17 protein-coding genes are annotated in these 17,029 nt (G+C 31.1%); 16 read left to right on the top strand and 1 reads right to left on the bottom strand.

Features of this window, described 5'->3' with window-relative positions; translation table 11 throughout:
- Window positions 1-217 precede the first annotated feature (217 nt).
- From ACX6CF_RS23440 to ACX6CF_RS23385, 12 genes are all read left to right on the top strand, one after another.
- Window positions 218-2,332, top strand: coding sequence for a methyl-accepting chemotaxis protein (locus ACX6CF_RS23440; protein ID WP_458787807.1), 2,115 nt, complete (start codon window positions 218-220; stop codon window positions 2,330-2,332).
- Window positions 2,333-2,785: 453 nt separating this feature from the next.
- Entirely contained in the window at window positions 2,786-3,832 is a 1,047-nt protein-coding gene (locus ACX6CF_RS23435; protein ID WP_458787806.1) for a hypothetical protein, read from the top strand.
- Between the two features lie 373 nt (window positions 3,833-4,205).
- A complete protein-coding gene (locus tag ACX6CF_RS23430; RefSeq protein ID WP_458787805.1) occupies window positions 4,206-5,210 on the top strand; it encodes a LacI family DNA-binding transcriptional regulator in 1,005 nt (334 codons plus the stop codon).
- 228 nt (window positions 5,211-5,438) lie between these two features.
- Window positions 5,439-6,497 carry a substrate-binding domain-containing protein gene (locus ACX6CF_RS23425; protein WP_458787804.1) on the top strand — a complete coding sequence of 353 codons (1,059 nt, stop codon included), beginning with the start codon at window positions 5,439-5,441 and terminating at the stop codon, window positions 6,495-6,497.
- A gap of 69 nt (window positions 6,498-6,566) precedes the next feature.
- Complete coding sequence (locus tag ACX6CF_RS23420) at window positions 6,567-8,048, top strand: sugar ABC transporter ATP-binding protein (protein WP_458787803.1); 1,482 nt, start codon at window positions 6,567-6,569, stop codon at window positions 8,046-8,048.
- The gene (locus ACX6CF_RS23415) at window positions 8,049-9,041 is read left to right on the top strand and encodes an ABC transporter permease (protein ID WP_458787802.1); all 993 of its coding nucleotides are present in this window, start codon (window positions 8,049-8,051) and stop codon (window positions 9,039-9,041) included.
- 27 nt (window positions 9,042-9,068) lie between these two features.
- Entirely contained in the window at window positions 9,069-9,782 is a 714-nt protein-coding gene (locus tag ACX6CF_RS23410) for an RraA family protein (protein WP_458787801.1), read from the top strand.
- A gap of 113 nt (window positions 9,783-9,895) precedes the next feature.
- Window positions 9,896-11,062, top strand: coding sequence for a M24 family metallopeptidase (locus ACX6CF_RS23405; protein ID WP_458787800.1), 1,167 nt, complete (start codon window positions 9,896-9,898; stop codon window positions 11,060-11,062).
- A 3-nt stretch (window positions 11,063-11,065) separates the two neighbouring features.
- Entirely contained in the window at window positions 11,066-11,839 is a 774-nt protein-coding gene (locus ACX6CF_RS23400; RefSeq protein WP_458787799.1) for an SDR family NAD(P)-dependent oxidoreductase, read from the top strand.
- Window positions 11,840-11,847: 8 nt separating this feature from the next.
- Window positions 11,848-12,879, top strand: a complete 1,032-nt coding sequence (locus tag ACX6CF_RS23395; RefSeq protein WP_458787798.1) for an aldose 1-epimerase — start codon at window positions 11,848-11,850, stop codon at window positions 12,877-12,879.
- A 2-nt stretch (window positions 12,880-12,881) separates the two neighbouring features.
- Window positions 12,882-13,955, top strand: coding sequence for a mannonate dehydratase (locus tag ACX6CF_RS23390; protein ID WP_458787797.1), 1,074 nt, complete (start codon window positions 12,882-12,884; stop codon window positions 13,953-13,955).
- 110 nt (window positions 13,956-14,065) lie between these two features.
- Window positions 14,066-14,191 (top strand): hypothetical protein, encoded by a 126-nt coding sequence (locus tag ACX6CF_RS23385; protein WP_458787796.1) that lies wholly within the window; start codon window positions 14,066-14,068, stop codon window positions 14,189-14,191.
- Between the two features lie 69 nt (window positions 14,192-14,260).
- Here ACX6CF_RS23385 and ACX6CF_RS23380 read toward each other — a convergent pair whose 3' ends face one another.
- Window positions 14,261-14,464, bottom strand: coding sequence for a helix-turn-helix domain-containing protein (locus ACX6CF_RS23380; RefSeq protein WP_458787795.1), 204 nt, complete (start codon window positions 14,462-14,464; stop codon window positions 14,261-14,263).
- Window positions 14,465-14,591: 127 nt separating this feature from the next.
- Between ACX6CF_RS23380 and ACX6CF_RS23375 the strand changes: the two genes are divergently transcribed.
- The 4 genes from ACX6CF_RS23375 to ACX6CF_RS23360 all read left to right on the top strand — a co-directional run.
- Entirely contained in the window at window positions 14,592-14,882 is a 291-nt protein-coding gene (locus tag ACX6CF_RS23375) for a hypothetical protein (RefSeq protein WP_458787794.1), read from the top strand.
- 134 nt (window positions 14,883-15,016) lie between these two features.
- The gene (xerA, locus tag ACX6CF_RS23370; protein WP_458787793.1) at window positions 15,017-15,862 is read left to right on the top strand and encodes a site-specific tyrosine recombinase/integron integrase; all 846 of its coding nucleotides are present in this window, start codon (window positions 15,017-15,019) and stop codon (window positions 15,860-15,862) included.
- A gap of 180 nt (window positions 15,863-16,042) precedes the next feature.
- The gene (locus ACX6CF_RS23365) at window positions 16,043-16,531 is read left to right on the top strand and encodes an HXXEE domain-containing protein (RefSeq protein WP_458787792.1); all 489 of its coding nucleotides are present in this window, start codon (window positions 16,043-16,045) and stop codon (window positions 16,529-16,531) included.
- 338 nt (window positions 16,532-16,869) lie between these two features.
- Window positions 16,870-17,029: CbrC family protein (locus tag ACX6CF_RS23360; RefSeq protein WP_458787818.1), on the top strand; the 160-nt coding region annotated here is incomplete at its 3' end.

Genomic DNA, 17,029 nt, shown 5'->3' with positions numbered 1-17,029 from the left:
TACTTAATTATGTACAAAAAGTCAACAAATAGCAATGAAAAAAGTAAAATAATGTAAAGAAAAAAAGGAAAAAGCATAAATATGTAGAATAATAATATAAATGGAAAATATAAGTAAAAGGGGGAAATATTGTATCTATTTAATCCATTTATTATAGAAACTTATAGAGAGAATGATATAAAAAAATACAAAATTTAATTTGTTAGGAGTTTTTATTATGAAATCAATTAAGAGTAAAATGGTTATTAGTATTTCATTAAGTATTTTAGTAATAATGGTTGCTATTATTTCAATGGTTGGAGTTAAGACAAGTAATCAATCCTTGGATAATGCATATGAAACTACTAAGTTAAAGGGTAATCTAGTTGCAAAGCAAGTTGAAGAAGAGTTAGAAGAAGGAATGAACATAGTAAGAACTTTGGCAAATAGTTTAGAAGGTATCAAAAAAGAAGAAGCTGCTGTTAATAGAGACAACATAAATATTATGTTGGAAAGCGTTATTAAAGAGAATCCGGATTTTTCTGGAATATGGACTATATGGGAACCAAATTCTCTAGATAAAAAAGATGATGAGTATAAGAATACTGAAGGACATGATCAGACAGGAAGATTTATTCCACATTGGTATTGGAGTGGAAATCAAGTAGTGAATAAGCCTTGTGAAGACTATGATTTGACAAGCAAAGATGATTACTATTCACTAGCTAAGAATTCTGATACTGAAATAATACTTGAACCATATGAATATCTAATAGATGGTAAAAAAATATTAATGACTTCTCTTGTAGTACCAATCCATTTCAATGGTAAGATAATAGGTGCTGTAGGAGTTGATGTTACACTGGATAAATTACAAGGCTTAAGTGAAAATGTTGATTTGTTTGTTTCAGGTTATGAAGTAATTCTATCTAATACAGGTATATATGTTGCACATCCAAAGAAAGAATTAATTGGAGATAACATATTTGATAATGATGAACATCAGAATGATGGTACGAAAGAAAAATTTGAACTAGGTGAATTTTTTTACTTAACAGGAAAATCAATATTCAATGATAAAGAAAGTCTAAAGCAATTCGTTCCAATACATATTGGTGAAACCAAAACACCTTGGTTTGTAGAAACTGTTGTCCCAATAAACGAAATTACAGCAGAATCAGATGCATTGGTAAAAACACTTATTGGTATAGGCGTTCTAGGGTTATTGGTTTTATTAATAATAACTTATATAATAGCACAAAGAACAAGTACACCTATAAAGGTTCTTTCAAAAATAATAGAAAAATTGGCTAACTACGATTTACAATTTGATGAAAATTCAAAGGCAGTTAAATACATGAAAAGAAAAGATGAAATAGGAACTATAACAAACGCAATAAATAAAATGCAGAGTAATTTTGTTGAATTAGTTAAGAATATTTCATTGTCTTCTCAACAGATAGCTTCTTCATCAGAGGAATTAACAGCAACAAGTCAACAATCAGCCACTGCGGCAGAAGAAGTAGCTAATACTATTGAAGAAATAGCCCGTGGTGCTAGTGACCAAGCAAAAGATACTGAACAGGCTGCTGATAATATCAATGATCTAGGACAACTCATAGAAAGAAATGAAAATGAGCTAAAAGAATTAAATAAATTTACTGATGAAGTGCTACAACTTAAGAAACAAGGAATTAAAAACATTAAAGATCTAGTTGAAATAACTGATATGAATAATAAAGCTACTAAAGAAATAGATAGTTTAATAAAAGAAACTGATGAAAGTGCTGGAAAGATATATCAAGCCAGCCAGATGATTAGTAGTATTGCAGACCAAACTAACCTATTAGCTCTAAACGCTGCAATAGAGGCAGCAAGAGCTGGAGAATCAGGAAGAGGTTTTGCAGTTGTAGCTGAAGAAATCAGAAACTTAGCTGAACAAGCAGATGAGTTCACTGGTGAAATAACTAATATTATAAATGATCTGAAACAAAAAATTGATAGTGCTGTTACTACTATGAATGAAATCATTAACTTAGTTGATAATCAAAGTAGCAGTGTTGAAAGTACTAAAGTAAAGTTCAACGGAATAGCTGAAGCAATAGAAAAGACAAAAGAAGCTATAGACGTATTAAATGAATCATCTAAAATGATGGAAGATAAAAAAGTAAGTATTACAGAAATTACAGAAAATCTATCTGCTATATCTCAAGAGAATGCAGCAGGTACAGAAGAAGCATCTGCATCAGTAGAAGAACAAACGGCTTCTATGGAAGAACTTGCTAATGCAAGTGAGTCTCTAGCTAAACTAGCAGAAGAGATGAATATTGGTATCACTAAGTTTAAATACTAGAAATTATATTTATAAAGCAAAGCTGTCTAATTATGGACAGCTTTAGATTGTTTACAAAATATTAAGTTCAAAACATATAACGGTCGTATATTGAACCATATATAGTGATAATACACTCTCGTTACGTTTGTTGCTTCTATCTGTTTTTAAGGTATGGCAACAAGCCGTAAAGATCGTTATTATCACTATATATGGTTATTCTACATTTACCACTCTTTAGCCAGTAAAAAAATGTGATTACAGTCTATAAAATCTTTGCTTTCTATTACAAGGGTAAGGTGTTAATGGTATAATACATTATATACGAGGTTATCACATGCTTATTAAGAATGACTTATCACATAGAACCCGTATGGGATTAGCAGGCATTAGATGGCAGCAAGACATTATCAAGAATAACTAGATGAAAATATAAAAAAAAATAAAGGTAATATCTGGGGGGGGAAATTAATAATGGGTTTAAATGAAATGCAAATCGTTATATTTATGCTATCGGCATTTTTTGCTTTGTTTCAAGCAATATACAGTTTCGTAGGCAGAAGAGTAGAAATACAATCAAGCTCTATGCTGAATTTTATTCAACTAGCAATTTGGGTATATGTAGTTTCTGAGATTTTTAAGGTAGGCTCATTATTACCCTATAGGATATATATCATAATAGGATTATTATTAATATATGTGCTGTACACATATTTTATAGGTTCTACATATAAGATAAATACTGAAAGAAAAGAATTATTGATTAGAAGCATTAATAGTGCTATTTCATCTACACTAGCCATTAGGGCTGTACAAGAGGATCAAGATGATAAAATTATCTTTAGAATCAATAATACCAGAAGTAGGGTGCAGATGAAAGAGGATGTCAAAATTTCAGGTAAAAGCATATATTCAATTAAATTCAAAGAATGGAAATCAAGAGATCTAAAAAAGCAAATCCTTAAGCAGATAAATGATGAACTTGATAATTTTGAAGAGTATAAGACCAGTAAGATCAAAACCATTCTTAATTTAGTACTCTCAATAGGACTAATTTTATTATTAATAGGATTATTGAGTAATAATATAATGAGAAAAGAAAAAATTGATTTTAGCAAAGAAGAAGTACCTACGGAGCTTCACTTTGTCAAAGAAGATTATAATTATACTGATGATGAAGTTATAGATGAATTACATAAGTATCTTATGAAAACACCTAATTCCAAAAATGATTACATAGATGAAAATATATTTTTTCAAGATGCAGAATTAATTTTTGAATATGGGGTTGGGGGAAATATTATAAGCATTAATAAAAAAGGAATGTATATTTTTGTAAAAGATTCCTTAATTAAAGAAAAGTCTACAATTCATTGGCTCTGTTGGAAAATACATAAAATCTATGATAAAAGAGATGGAACTTCTTACAGAATTTTTAATTTGGATGAAAAAGAATATCAGAAATTAAAACATATGCTCACCAAGAATGAATTATACAATGGTATGTATAATATACCATGAATAAATTAACTCAATGAGTATAATTTGGAATATGTATGTATAACCATGAAAACTGTACAATGCTCATATAAAAACAGCATGTGTTAATCAATAAATTGTTATAATGACACAAAAAACCAAAATACAATGAAGTAAAACTAGCTAATTAAATAAGTTGATCAAGCTTATTTGTTAATGAAATAACAAGCTCATAGGTGGAAATAAGTATGAAAAATAAAAAAATGCACAAAATAATTGACAAAAATAAATATGCATTGTATAATTTATTTGTGTTGAAAACCTTTTCATGAATTTTTCAACTAGCTCAAAGTATAAATATGCATATAAACGCATGTTGTATCTTTAGCTTATGAAGCTTTAGTGGAGGTATACAATGGATAAAGTTTCAACTATAAAAGATGTTGCAAAACTAGCTAATGTTTCTATCAGTACAGTGTCAAGAGTATTGAACGCAAGCACTCCAGTTAGTAAAGAAAGTTCAGATAAAGTATATAAAGCAGTAGAAGTTCTTGACTATAAGCCTAATGCTATGGCAAGAAGTCTTATAAGCAAGAAGACAATGACCATTGCTGTAATAATACCTAATTTATCTAACTTGTTTTTCCCGGAACTTTTGAGAGGTATAAGTAAAGCAGTAGAAAAAGAAGGCTATTTTTTAATAATATGCAATACTGATTACAGTTCAGAAAAAGAGGAAAAATACATTAACCAAATGTTAGAAAGAAGAGTTGACGGATTCATTATCGTCAGTTCAAGTATGAGCAATGAAAAATTAACCCATTTATTAAAAGGTAAAACTAGCGTGGTATTTGTCTATTCATATGCTGATTTTGGATACAACATAATGGAAGATGGAATAAAGGCTACATACGATGCTACCAAATATCTTATTGATATGGGACACAAAAAAATAGCATGTATAGGTTGGAGATTCAAAGGTGTCAATGTGAGATATATGGGATTTCGAAAAGCACTAGAAGAATTCGATATAGATTTTAGAAATGAATATGTCATTGATTGTGGCTATAGTAAAGAAGAGATTACCAATAATACTATCAAATTATTGAAGATGGAAGACAGACCAACTGGTGTTGTAGCTTTTAATGATGATACAGCTATTGCTATAATGATGGCAGCTAACAATATGGGAATCAATATGCCAGAGGAATTATCAATAATAGGATATGATAATATTTCAATCAGCAAAATATTATTAAAACCTTTGACAACTATTTCAGTACCTATCCATCAGATGGGTGTCAATTCAGGTAAAAAGATTATTGAAATCATTGATAAAGGTGTTTCATATAGTGATACTTATAGAGAAAAATATATACCATACAAATTGATTGAAAGAGAATCTGTAAAATCTCTTTAGATATATAAGATGTAAATAATGATGTTGAGTAAGAATGAAATTGAATTTTATATTATTCAACATTTATTAATATTTTTCATGAAAAGCTTTTCATAAAACCATTTATGGGAAGAATAGTAATATAAGTAAATATATGTAGTTTTATATTGGCTTATTAGGATTGAATTTAATGTTGTTATTAAAACTTCTTAATTGAAGTTTAAATATATATTATAAGGAGGAAATGTTATGAAGAAAAAAATATTATGTATGTTAGTAGTAGTTTTAAGTTTATTTATGGTTGCATGTGGTAGCAAAGGTGATAGTAAGACTGACAGCAAAGGTGAAGAAGGAAGTAAGAGTGACACTTCTAAGGATGATCCAAAAGATAAGGAAATTACTGTTGCAGGTATAGTATTTCAAGAAGACCAGTTCATGAAATTATTACAAATGGGATATCAGGCAGCAGGAAAAGAGTATAATGCTAAGGTTCTTGTTTCTAATACTAACAATGACCAAGCAAAAGAAGTAGAACTTATCAATACTTATACATCTCAAAAAATCGATGGTATTGCAATTTCACCACTTAATGAAACTTCTTCAATTCAAGCACTAAAAACAGCTAATGAAAAAGGTTTAGGAATAGCTGTATGTAACACAGCACTTAATGATTCTGATTTTATAGTTGGTGGTTTTACATCAGATAATTACTTACTAGGTAAACAAACAGGTTTAGTAGCTGCTGAATTCATTAAAAACAATTATGAAGAAGGCGAAGAAGTCAGAGTAGCTATTTTACAATTCAAATCTCAACTTCCTGACTTATCAGCACAACGTTCTAATGGATTCATTGACCAAATTAAAGATATTCCAGGTGTTGTCGTAGTAGCAGACCAAGATGCATGGCTTCAAGATAAAGCAGTTCAAGCTGCTGGAGATATAATCACTGCTCAAGCATCACAAGGTGGAGTAGATATCATATGGGGAGCTAATGATGGAGGTACAATAGGTGCTGTCATGGGTGTTAAGAATGCAGGTAAAGCAGGAGAAGTATATGTATTCGGAACTGATGCAGCAGAACAACAATTATCAATGTTAAGAAATGAAGATAATGTATTACAAGCTGTAACTGGACAAGACCCTTATATGATAGGTTATAGAACTATGGAAGTTCTATTAAAGGATATCTTAGGAGAAGATACAGGAGTTGACAGAGGTAACTCAGTAGTAGTTCCAGGTATAGTATTAGATAGAAATGATAAAGATGGTTTAGATGAATTTGCTTCAGATCTTGAAAACTACAAATAATAAAAATTAATATTAAGAGGATGATAATAGTCCTCTTAATATATGACTAATTTATATGAAAGGATAATTATGAGTACATTAAGAACTGAAAACATAAGCAAACAATATCCCGGAACTCTTGCACTAGATAATGTAACTGCTACATTTGAAAGTGGACAAGTTCATGCGTTATTAGGTAAGAATGGTTCTGGAAAATCTACTATGGTCAAAATTTTTGCAGGTGCCATAAAAGCAACATCAGGAAATGTATATCTAGATGATGAAAAATTGGATTTTAAAAATCCTCAAGAAGCAATAGATAAAGGTATCGCAACAGTATACCAAGAACTTAGTCTGATTCCAGGTATGAATGTAGCAGAAAACATCTTATTAGGAAGAATGCCTATGAGAGGTAAGTTCATAGATTGGAAGAAAGCATACAAACAAACTAGAGAAATCCTTGAAGATCTAGGTGTGGATATTGATCCAAAAGAGATGGTCATTAATCTTAGCATGTGGCAATGTCAGATGATTGAAATTGTTAAGGCGATGAGTACCAATCCGAAAGTACTTATGTTAGATGAGCCAACATCATCTCTTGCGCAAAACGAAACTGATTTATTATTTAAGATGATTAAGAGACTCAAGAAAAAAGATGTAATAATTATTTATATATCTCATAGATTACAAGAATTATGGAAAATAGCAGATACTTGTACAGTTCTAAGAGATGGTGTTTATATCAACAAGACAATAATGGCAGAAACATCTCATGAACAACTTATAAAAATGATGTTTGGTGATGTTAAGATAAAAACTAGACCTGATGATCTTATTGTTGGGGAAAATACTTTACTTGAAGTAAAAGGATTAACTAGAAAAGGATATTTTGAAAATATATCTTTTGAAGTTAAAGAACATGAAATACTAGGAATTGCAGGAATGCTTGGGTCTGGTAGAACAGAGCTGTTAAGAGGAATTTTTGGTGCAGATAAAGTAGATAATGGGAAAATTATCTTTGAAGGTAAGGAAATAGATAAACCAACACCTCATAAAATGAAAAAAGCTGGATTTGCTTTAACTCCAGAAGACCGTAAACATGAAGGGCTGATACAAGTTTTAAGTGTGCATACTAACTTGTGTGTAGCTAGTCTGGACTATATTTCTCCAAAACATAAGATAACTAAAAAGATGGAAAAACCATTTGTTGATAAACAAATTGAAGATTTGGAGATAAAAGTACCAAATGTTGATTTACCGATTTCTTCTCTATCAGGAGGTAATCAGCAAAAAGTTGTTGTAGGTAATTGGCTTAATACTAATCCAAAGATTATGTTTTTTGATGAACCATCTAGAGGAATTGATGTTAACGCGAAACAACAGATATTTGATATTATATGGGAACAGTCAAGAAAAGGCGTATCCAGCATTATGGTTTCTTCAGAATTAGAAGAACTGTTAGAAGTATGTCATAGAATACTTATCATCAGTAATGGACAAATAATTGGAGAAGTTAAACCCGAAGATATTACAGTAGAAGACTTATATAAAAGATGCATTGGAGGAGAATAAATGAATGCGAATTGTGACAATAAATATTTAAATAAATTAAGTAAGTTCAGTAAGACTCATATACTAGAATTGATACTTTTCTTGGTATCAATAATAATTGCTTTTTCAGCACCTGGTTTTTTCACATCAGGAAATCTATTGAATATATTAAGAAATGCATCTCTAAAAGGTGTAATTGCATTCGGTATGACTATGGTTATCATTACTGGTGAAATAGATCTTTCAGTTTCATCTACAGTTGCTTTATCAGGGGTTATCACTGGTACAGTAGCAGGTAAAATTGCAGAAACAGGTATTATGTCATTAGAGTATGCAGTAATATTTGGTATGATAATTGCAATCTTAGCAGCTGCGTCAGTTGGATTACTGAATGCAATTATACATACTAAGTTCAATATCCCTACATTTATTATTACTTTAGCAATGTTAAATGTTGTATATGGGGTAGCCGCGATAATATCAAAAGGATTCCCAGTTACAACTTTCCCGGCTTGGTATAGCAAAATTGGTGCGGGACAGATAGGTTCTATTCCAATACCAGCTATAATATTATTAGTTGTATTTTTAATTGTGTGGATGGTAATGGATTATACCAAATTCGGTAGAAGTGTATATGCTGTAGGTGGTAATAGAGAATCAGCAAGATTATCAGGTATTAATGTGAAACGTATAAAGATAATTGTGCTTGTTATGGTACAAGTAACTGCTGCTATTGCAGGAATTATGGTTTCATCACAAGTTATGTCAGGTGCACATCCTTTTGGTAAAGGTTGGGAGATGGATGTAATCTCTTCAGTAATTATCGGTGGAGCGTCATTAACTGGTGGTATAGGTAAAGTAAAAGGAACTTTCATAGGTATCATATTCTTAGGAGTATTGTTGAATGGGATGACATTACTTAACATCAACGAATATGTACAATATGTTGTAAGAGGTGGATTAATCCTTATGGCAGTTCTAATCAATACTGTTCAATCTAGAAAAGCTGTTTAATATAGTATTAATAATAGGAGATAAGATATGTTAGAGAAAAATGATTTATTAGATAAGATACAAACAATGGATGATGACGAATTATTTGACATTATGAAAAAGGAATTATACACAGGTGTCTTAACTGACGTTATGGACACAATGGATCTTAGACATCAATTCCTACCAGCTTATATTCAACCACTAAATAGAGATATGATGGTTGCGGGAAGAGCCTTTACAGTGCAGGAAGCAGATGTAACAGGAACAAGAATATGTGCCGAAGAAAGAGAAAAACCATTTGGTATCATGTTTGAAGCACTTGATGCAATGAAAAAGAATGATGTTTATATATGTACAGGCGGCTCACCTAAATATGCTTGCTTCGGTGGACTTATGTCAACTAGAATGATTAAATTAGGTGTAGCAGGAGCTGTTGTAAGTGGATATACAAGAGATACGAAAGAAGTTTTAGCTCTTGGTTTACCTACTTTTACAAGAGGATGTTACGCACAAGACCAAGGGATGAGAGGTAGAGTAATTGATTACAATTGCCCTATTGAATTTGATAATGGAGTCTTAGTTAATCCAGGAGATATAATCTTTGGAGATATTGATGGAGTATTATCCATACCTAAGGAACAAGAAAGAGAAATAATAAGAAAAGCCTTCGAAAAAGTATATGGTGAAAATGAAGTAAGAATAGCTATTGAAAATGGAATGTCAGTAGTTGAAGCTTTTGATAAATATGGTATTATGTAAACTGATACTAAGCTATTAAGAAAAATTATAAAAGATAGAAATGAGATTGAAGTATATAAGAAATAGAAGTATATAAGTAATATAAGAAATAGAAGCAGGAAGGAGTATAGATGATGAATAAGCAAAAGATATCAATGATAAGTGAGTTAATTTCTAATAATGAACTAGGCGCTGTTATATTTTTTAGACCAGATGAGCTTGTAATGACTCTAGGTTATAGACCTTACTGGGGATTGTCTGTTGAAGTATGTTTTGAGGGAAATGATCCAATTCTATATGTACCTGCATTAGAACCAGACCTTAGGCTACCAAAAGATATAACAGTTAAAAGATATCCTTGGGGTGAGACAAGTAGTGACCCTTTTGAAGTACTATATGAAATGATTACAGAAGATATAAAAAAATATGGAAACAATTCTAAACCCATATCACTAGTAAAAAAAGTTGGCAATACGTCACCTTGCATCTTATCAGGAGAACAACCTCCACTACCAACTGATTTTGTGGATAATCTTATGAAAGTAAGTGAGGGTGGATATAAAGATGTAGAAAAAGAAATATTGGACTTATATAATTTTAAAACCAGTGAAGATATAGAAAATATCAAATTATGTAATAAAGTTGCAGGTATAGGAATAAAAGCTTTCTATGATTCTCTTCAAGCTGGAGTAACTGAAGCTGAAGTATCAGCAAAGATGGAGTATGCTGTTAGAACGGGGATAGGTAAAGATGGAGTTCTATATGCAAGTGGTTTCGCTCAAGTTCAATCGGGTATAAATGGAGCCGATGGTGGCAGATTCAACTGGGTTACTGGTAAAAAGCTTGAAGATGGAGATTTAGTCATGACTGAATTTGCAGTAGTTGTCAATGGATATTGGGCTGATATTACAAGAACTGGAAAAGTTGGAATTCCTACCAAAGAAGATATAAGGTTACATGAAGCTGTTAAGAAAGCACAGGATAATGCTATAACTCTAGTAAGAGAAGGAGCGATTGCTGAAGATATACATAATGCTGCTCAAGAAGCATTAGATACAGAAGGTGTTGGTAAATATTTTACACATGGATTAGGTCATGGAGTAGGATTCAGGTACCATGATCCTGGAATAAGAATAGCAAAAGGTAATAAAGAAGTATTAAAAGAAGGCATGGTTATTACTATTGAACCTGGAATCTATGATAGTTCTTTTGGTGGAATTAGGATAGAAGAGAATGTATTAGTTACTAAAAACGGTTGCGAGGTGCTTTCTAAGTTTACTAGGGAATTAAAGGGAGATTAGCATATGAATATACAAGAATTATTTAGCGTGAAAGATAAGGTTGTTGTAATAACCGGTTCTACAAGAGGTATAGGTGCAGCTATAGCAAAAGGATATAAAGAGGCTGGTGCTTCTGTATGGATACATGGTAGAAAAGAAGAATCAACTAAGAGAGCAGCAGAAAAAATGGGTTTTGACAAGTATGTTGCAGCAGATTTATCTAACATTCAAGATGTTGAAAAAATGGTGGAACATATTATAAGTGTTGAATCTAAAGTAGATGTATTAATTAATAATGCTGGATATGAAGACCATGCATCTATTGAAAATATGGATTTTGATCTTATGGATAAGATATATGACATTAATACGAAAGCCCATTATCTATTATTTAGTAAATTAATTCCTCTACTAAAAAAATCAGATAGTGCATCAGTGATAAATGTTACATCTATACATGATATAGTAGCAGTTAGAAACAATTCTCCTTATTGCATGTCAAAAGCTGCAATGGGAATGATGTCCAAAGTAGCAGCACTTGAATTAGGAAACAGCGGTATAAGAGTTAATAATTTGGCACCAGGTGCTATAGCAACAGATATGAATAGAGATCTACTAAAGAAATTAGAAGAAGATAACGGGACAAGTTTTGGTGAATGGATACCACTTAACAGAGTTGGCGAGGTAGAAGAGATGGTTGGACCTGCTATATTTCTAGGAAGTAAAGCATCTTCTTATATAACAGGAACTACTATATATGCTGATGGTGGATATAAAGAAAATCTATTGAGATATTAGGTGATAATATGAGGAATTATGGTTGTAGAATAACTGAAAATATTAAAATACATGATATGAAATCATTAGTGATGGAAAATGAAAAGTTAAGGATAACTTTTTTACTAGATAAAGGTGCCGATATAGTAGAACTTTTATATAAGCCAAAAGATATTGACTTCATGTGGAGGTCACCAGTAGAATTTCATAATCCAGCGAAATATAATTCTACTACAGGGTCTAGTTTACATAACTACCTAGACCATAATTTTGGTGGCTGGCAGGAAATACTTCCTAGTGGAGGTCCAGAGTGCAATTATAAAGGTGCTGTTATTGGTATGCATGGTGAAGTAAGTAATTTGCCATGGCAATATAGAATCATGAAGGATACAAAAGAAGAAATAAGTGTTATGTTTTTAATTAGAACTGTCCGCTCACCATTTTACTTAGAAAAAACTATTACCATCAAGTCCAATGAATCAACTATATATTTTGACGAAACACTATCTAATCTTGCTAATGAAGATATGGAATTGATGTGGGGTCATCACCCAACTATAGGAGAAGGGTTTCTAGATGAATCTTGTTGCATTGATACATCAGCTAAGAAAGTTTTTACCTATGGTGAAGATTTGGATTTTGATACTCAGAGATTAGATGTTAATAGTGAACATGTTTGGCCTATGGCTAAGGGTAGAGATGGCAAAACAATTGATTTATCGAAAGTACCTGATAAAAACGCTGGTACAGCAGACATGCTATTCTTAAAAGAGTTTGGTGATAAGGCATACTATTCAATATATAGTAATAATAAAAATGTAGGATTCAGATTAGAATGGGATAATGATATATTCCCTTATGCTTGGATATGGCTTGTGTGTAAAGGTTCATATGGTTATCCTTGGTATGGTAACACTTATAATCTGGCTATAGAACCTTGGACTAGTTATCCGGGAGCAGGACTTACTAAGGCAATAGACAATGGTACAGCACTTAAGATGAAAGCAAAAGAAAAGATTGGTTTTAAGATGCGAGTAGACATTTATGAGAAAGGATTATAATTATGGCAGAAATGAAAATCGGAATTGGATTATATAGATACATGCTCAATAAAGAAAATTACAGATTCGCTAAACAAGCTGGTTGTACTCATATAATAGCTCATCTAGTGGATTATTATAGAGGACAAAATGGAGTTCATGGAACTGACGAAGTCAAAAACATGGGTGAATCTGTGGCAAACGAAGATGTATGGAGTTATGAAAGCATTCAGAAGTTGAAAAACGAGGTTGAAGAAGAAGGTTTGACATTATATGCAATAGAGAATTTTGCACCAGCTGATTGGTATGATGTTCTATTGGATGGACCTAAAAAAGAAGAGCAGATTGAGAGATTAAAACAGATAATAAGAAATGTTGGAAAAGCTGGTATACCTGTATTTGGATATAATTTCAGTATTGCCGGTGTATGGGGACATCTAAGAAGATCATTATCCAGAGGTGGAGCAGTTTCAGTTGGGTTCTCTGATAAAGAAGGTGCTAAACAGACTCCTATTAAAAATGGTCAGATATGGAATATGACTTATGATGAGAATGCAGAAGGATACATTGACGAAATCACAACTGAGCAGTTATGGGATAGATTAACATATTTTCTTAATGAGCTTGTCCCAGTTGCGGAGGAAGCTGGTGTAGTGTTAGCTGCGCATCCTGATGACCCACCACTTAAGACGTTAAGAGGTACACCAAGATTAGTTTATCAACCACATCTCTATCAAAAATTAATAGATATATATCCATCAAAAAGTAATGCTCTAGAATTCTGTATGGGAACTATTCAAGAGATGACAGAAGGTAACATCTATGATGCTATTGAACAATATGGTTCTCAAGATAAATTAGCATATGTTCATTTTAGAAATGTAAAAGGAAAAGTTCCTGAATATCATGAAGTCTTCGTTGATGAAGGAGATATTGATATGGTGAAAGCGTTAAAATTATTGAAGAAGCATAATTTTGATGGGGTACTGATTCCAGACCACACACCTTTATTTGATACTGAAATCCCTTGGCATATGGGCATGGCTCATGCTATTGGTTATATTAAAGGGATATATGATGCGGTTGTAAAAGAGTAGGTATATTGATAGGTGTTAAAATTGAAGAAAATTGAATAGATTATAAGATTTTAATTGAAAAGATAGACTCTGTTTAGCTACCCCTTTGTGTCAGGCTTGAAGGTTTGATATTGCTAGATAGAGTCTATTTTGATTGTGATATAGTTTTTCCACTAACAGTTATAGGGGGAAATAAGGTTTTGGAGTTTACTGATAGTGAGGGTAATGATATAGAAATTACTTGTCCTTTGAAATGAGGGTTATGAAAATAAGAAATCTATTAGATGATAAAAAAGACCTGATATAAGGTCTTTTTTATCGCTATCTCACTTTTTATCAGTTCTACCAACTAGAAAATCAATACTAGTATTGTAGTAATCAGCTAATTTTATAAAAGTCTCAATTGGGATATTTATTTTACCATTTTCATAATCTGAATATGTACTTTGGTCAATACCAATTATACTTGCAATATCCTTTTGTTTTAAATCTAAATCTTCTCTTAATTGTCTTACTCTTTCAAAAATCATTTTTATCACCTCAGTGCTATTCTACAATATGGGGAATTCCCATATTGACTTTTATGGGTAATTCCCATAAAATAATATTGAAAGTATTATAATAAAAAAATATTTTATAGAAAGGTGAAATAAAAAAATGATAGATTTATATTCTAAAGCAATTAATAATTTAATTCATGATGTAGTTGATGATAAATTAAAGCTAAGTATTGAAAATAATAAAGAGATAGTAGAACAAAAGAATTTGATGGAGGAATATGATAATGAGATAAGAGATTTGTTTGATAGATTAGATGAAAAGGATAGATCGGTCATAGACAATTATCTAAGTCTTAATAATTTTTTGAACAGCGTAATGTTTTGTGATATGTATAGAGAAGGATTATATGATGGTATTCTATTATTGAAGCATTTGAAAGTGCTATAGAATAGGAGATTATAATAGTTTTCTATTGAATTGCAAATATTGACAAAATATTAGTTAATACATATAATTTAAATAAGATTTATTATAACTAAGGTATAATTAGGGGAGATTCTTACTTAGAAGGATGATGGCATTTGATAACAGATAGTAATGATAATATAATAAGGAAATATACCCAAGAGTTAACTATACAAGGTTATTCTAGTAAGACTGAAAAATGTTATATAAGTCATATTAAGCGGTTTATTGATTATATTAAGAAGGATATTATTGAAATTACTGAGACAGATGTGAAAATGTATTTAAGTTATCTTATGGAAAAAGAATGTTCACATAGTTATGTTAATCAAACAATCAGCAGTATAAAGTTTCTGAATGAACATGTATTACATAAATTAAAGTTAACGGTATATGTTGAAAGACCCAAAAAAGAAAGAAAATTGCCAAATGTATTAAGTAAAAAAGAAGTAAAAAGTATTTTGGCATCATTACAAAATAATAAACATAAAACTTTATTAGCATTAATATATTCTTCAGGATTAAGAGTTGGTGAAGTAGTAAAATTAAAAATAAATGATATAGATAGTCAAAGAATGCTGATTAAGATAGAGCAAGGTAAGGGTAACAAAGATAGATATGTTATGTTATCAGAAAGTATTTTGTTACAATTAAGGAAGTATTATAAGGAATATAGACCAAATAAATGGTTATTTGAAGGTGCTGATAAAGATAAGCATATAACAGAAAGAACTGTACAAAGAATATTTAAAAATGCATGTGAAAAAGGATGTGTAATGAAAAAAGTATCTGTACATAGTCTTAGACATAGTTTCGCAACTCATTTATTGGAAAGTGGAACGGATATTAGATATATACAAGAATTATTAGGTCATTCAAGTTCAAAAACTACAGAAATATATACACATGTTACAAATAAAAATATTATGAGTATTAAGAGTACGTTGGATGATATTATGTGAAGGGAAGAGTAAGATATAGTAAGTATTTACGGCATTCGGGAATACATCTGATTTGGAGGTATTAGCGACATTCGGAAATATTGTAGTTAGCTAACAGAAAAAGACTAGTGATTATGTATAGGTTCACGGCTATAATGTTAAACGAGACAAATATACTGCGAACAGTGAGGTGATGTGCTTTTGAATGAGTTATCATGTATAATTTGGGTTTTTCCATTAACAATTACATTACATAATATCGAAGAGGCATTATGGTTACCAAGCTGGTCTCAAAAAGTGAAGAGGTATCAGAAACCAGTAGGTAAAAACGAATTCTATTTTGCATTGATATGCGTAACACTCTTGGCGTATTTATTTTCATTTATATATCTGTTTTATGGTAATGAAGGAATAATTAGATATGTGTATTTTGGTTTTGTTGGAGCAATGATACTTAACGCAATTTTTCCGCATTTAATTGCTACAATAGTATTAAGGAAGTATGCACCTGGGGTAATAACAGGAGTATTACTTAATGTACCGTGCTATAGTCTTTTAATATCTCTTGCAGTAAAAAGTAACGTTATATCATTAACCGAAGTTTTAATCTCTACAGTAATAGTTGGTGGCATTATACTAGCTATACTACCTATTTTGTTCAGAATAGGACGAAAGGTAGTCGATTACTAATATTTAAATCTCATATTAATATTTATTATTATATAAGGTTTGATGTACAGGTTACAATTAGAAAAATCAATTAATTAATTGTTGGCTAATAGTAGTTTCCGCCTTTTTCCATCAGCTAACAATGTATTTCTGTTCGTTCGGGTAGGGTCAATCCTCTGGGGTCAGCCCTCACACATTCCACCACCTAAGCGCGTCGCGACAGTCGTTGCATTAGCCCTTATCCAGGGCATGAGCAACTCCCTCTAAGGTGCTGAAACGTCGGAAATACGGAACCGTTATGTAAAAGAAATAGACTATGTATTTATACAAATTTCAATTTAGCCATAAACTATAGTGAGGTGAAAAATTTGAATTATAATAATAAAAGAGAAATTCCACAATTTAAATATCATCCCAATCCAATTAATAATGGGATAATAGAAAAAGAAAATATAACATGCGATGTGTGCGGGGAAGATGTTGAATATGCGTACGTAGGTGTAAATGTCAACATCAAAA

The organism is Vallitalea sediminicola (genome assembly GCF_054408565.1).
Note: the sequence above shows the minus strand (reverse complement) of the source record. Positions and strands in the feature narration are given on the sequence as shown.

Coding starts and splice junctions, on each gene's coding strand:
- ACX6CF_RS23440 (WP_458787807.1), top strand. CDS start 218: ATGAAATCAATTAAGAGTAAAATGGTTATTAGTATTTCATTAAGTATT.
- ACX6CF_RS23435 (WP_458787806.1), top strand. CDS start 2,786: ATGGGTTTAAATGAAATGCAAATCGTTATATTTATGCTATCGGCATTT.
- ACX6CF_RS23430 (WP_458787805.1), top strand. CDS start 4,206: ATGGATAAAGTTTCAACTATAAAAGATGTTGCAAAACTAGCTAATGTT.
- ACX6CF_RS23425 (WP_458787804.1), top strand. CDS start 5,439: ATGAAGAAAAAAATATTATGTATGTTAGTAGTAGTTTTAAGTTTATTT.
- ACX6CF_RS23420 (WP_458787803.1), top strand. CDS start 6,567: ATGAGTACATTAAGAACTGAAAACATAAGCAAACAATATCCCGGAACT.
- ACX6CF_RS23415 (WP_458787802.1), top strand. CDS start 8,049: ATGAATGCGAATTGTGACAATAAATATTTAAATAAATTAAGTAAGTTC.
- ACX6CF_RS23410 (WP_458787801.1), top strand. CDS start 9,069: ATGTTAGAGAAAAATGATTTATTAGATAAGATACAAACAATGGATGAT.
- ACX6CF_RS23405 (WP_458787800.1), top strand. CDS start 9,896: ATGAATAAGCAAAAGATATCAATGATAAGTGAGTTAATTTCTAATAAT.
- ACX6CF_RS23400 (WP_458787799.1), top strand. CDS start 11,066: ATGAATATACAAGAATTATTTAGCGTGAAAGATAAGGTTGTTGTAATA.
- ACX6CF_RS23395 (WP_458787798.1), top strand. CDS start 11,848: ATGAGGAATTATGGTTGTAGAATAACTGAAAATATTAAAATACATGAT.
- ACX6CF_RS23390 (WP_458787797.1), top strand. CDS start 12,882: ATGGCAGAAATGAAAATCGGAATTGGATTATATAGATACATGCTCAAT.
- ACX6CF_RS23380 (WP_458787795.1), bottom strand. CDS start 14,464: ATGATTTTTGAAAGAGTAAGACAATTAAGAGAAGATTTAGATTTAAAA.
- ACX6CF_RS23375 (WP_458787794.1), top strand. CDS start 14,592: ATGATAGATTTATATTCTAAAGCAATTAATAATTTAATTCATGATGTA.